Source organism: Collinsella sp. AM31-2AC, from assembly GCF_003469285.1.
GTDB classification, from domain to species: domain Bacteria; phylum Actinomycetota; class Coriobacteriia; order Coriobacteriales; family Coriobacteriaceae; genus Collinsella; species Collinsella aerofaciens_AT.
Map to the genome: position 1 here is coordinate 1 of NZ_QSJB01000038.1, position 2,236 is coordinate 2,236.

1 protein-coding gene and 1 rRNA gene are annotated in these 2,236 nt (G+C 56.9%); both read right to left on the minus strand.

Annotated features, from left to right (window positions below; translation table 11 throughout):
• Positions 1–149 precede the first annotated feature (149 nt).
• Positions 150–1,844 (minus strand): phospho-sugar mutase, encoded by a 1,695-nt coding sequence (locus tag DW796_RS10240; RefSeq protein ID WP_055252695.1) that lies wholly within the window; start codon positions 1,842–1,844, stop codon positions 150–152.
• A gap of 247 nt (positions 1,845–2,091) precedes the next feature.
• Positions 2,092–2,207: ribosomal RNA gene (gene rrf, locus DW796_RS10245) — 5S ribosomal RNA — on the minus strand.
• Positions 2,208–2,236: the final 29 nt, after the last annotated feature.

Consider the following 2,236-nt stretch of genomic DNA (forward strand, 5'->3'; position numbering starts at 1 on the left):
CAGACCGGAGGGGAGCCGGGGTCGGGAATCTGGGCGTACACATTTCCTACACATATAAGGACTCTCGGCTGGCTGGGTAAATATAAGAGGGGACCTCGTTTCCGAGATCCCCTCTTTCGCCTATCTACAGTAATAGACTCTTAAATACCTTATGCCAGCAGCTTGCGACCGGACTCTTCAATCGCGTCAAGTGCTGCATCAGCTTCGGCGGCATCCGCGCCCTTGGCAAAGATATACAGCTTGATCTTGGGCTCGGTGCCGGAAGGACGGACGATACCCTTGTTGCCACCCTCGAGATCGAACTCAATGACATTAGCCTTCGGCAGGCCGTTCACGCAGGTGTTGTAGTCCACGACGGCTTCAATCTTGGAACCGGCGAGCTCCGCGGGCGGGTTCTCGCGCAGACCGGCCATGATGCCGGCCATCTTTGCCGCACCCTCAGCACCCGGATAGCTCAGCGAAATCGTCTTATTGTGGTAGTAGCCATACTTCTCGTACAGCTCGTGCATCGCGTCGGCGAGGTTCTTACCCTGCAGCTTGTAATACTGAGCCATCTGGCAAATCAGCAGCGAAGTGCTCACGGCGTCCTTGTCGCGCACGTGATCACCAGCCAGATAACCGTAGCTCTCCTCAAAACCGAAGATAAAGCGATCGACTTCACCGGCATCGGAAAGCGAGGTAATGATGTCACCGATGTACTTGAAGCCCGTCAGGCAGCGACGGAGCTCAAAGCCATATTCCTCGGCCAGAGCATCGACCATGGCGGAAGAAACAATGGTAGTAACCGCGACCTTCTTAGTGAGGTCCTCGCCGCGGGCGGCACGGGTCTTGCAAATATAGTCGAGCAGCAGGACGCCCATCTCGTTACCGGTCAGCAGCAGATAGTCATCGCCATTCTTAACGGCAACACCAACACGGTCGGCGTCGGGATCGGTCGCAAGCAGCAGATCGGGGTGAACCTGCTCGCAGAGATCGATGCCCTTCTGCATGGCCTGTCGGATCTCGGGGTTAGGATACGGGCAGGTCGGGAAATCGCCGTTAGGTTCCTTCTGCTCGGGAACAACCGTGACATCAGTGATGCCAGCGCGCTCGAGCACCGTGGTGACGGGAATGAGGCCGGTACCATTCAGCGGCGTATAGACAAGCTTGAGCGGTGCGCCGGCAATCTCCTCGGCAGAAAGATTCGTAACGCCGCGAGCGAGAACGGCGTCGTAATAACGCTCGAGGCACGAGTCATCGATCCATTTGACCAGGCCCTGCTCAAGAGCCTCATCGAAGTCCATGGACTTCACACCGGTGAACGTATCGGTCTCGGCGATAGCCTTAGAAATTGCATCGGCGGCCTCGCTGGTGATCTGGCAGCCGTCGGGGCCATAGGCCTTATAGCCGTTATACGGTGCCGGGTTATGACTAGCGGTCATGCAAATGCCACCGGAGCACTTAAGATCACGGACGGCCCAGGAGAGCGTCGGCACAGGAGAAATCTTGGGATAAACGAGGGCAGTCACGCCGTTTGCTGCAAGAATGGCAGCCGTCGTCTTAACGAACAGCTCACCTTTATTGCGGCTATCGCGAGCGATGGCAACCGTTGGATGCTCGAAGGTCGCATTGAGGTAGTCAGCGAATCCCTGGGTCGCACGACCGACCGTATAGATATTCATACGGTTAGTGCCCGCACCGATAGTGCCGCGAAGGCCGGCAGTACCGAAGGCGAGATCTTGGAAGAAAGCATCGGTGATGGCGTCCTCATCACCCTGCTCCTTCATCGTGTTAAGCTCAGCGAGGAGCTCCTCGTCCTTGACATTGGCAATCCAAGTATCAAGCAGCTCATGAACATCTGCCATGTGAGTCCTTCCTTCACAATCAATAAAACGACCCGTGTAAAACAGGACAAGCGCAGCAGTGCGCTAAAGCAAATATTAGTCCATTGAGAACAGAGAACCGACCAAAGAACGGTGAACGTCTATATTCAGCGGTGGATGATTAAATTGATTTAATTGCATAAGGAATGTTGCCCGTAAACGCAAAAAAGGGGGAGGCCGCGAGGCCTCCCCCTTCTTCAAGTCATCAGACGGCTCGGTGCCGTCCACCGGTCAGCGGCGCCCTGGCCTCCCACGGGCTCACCCCGCAGTACTCTCGGCGCGATGGGGCTTAGCTTCCGGGTTCGGAACGGGACCGGGCGTGCCCCCCATGCTCTGGCCGCTGACCGGTGGGCGGCGCCCACCGTTACGGTGTC

Coding starts and splice junctions, on each gene's coding strand:
- DW796_RS10240 (WP_055252695.1), bottom strand. CDS start 1,844: ATGGCAGATGTTCATGAGCTGCTTGATACTTGGATTGCCAATGTCAAG.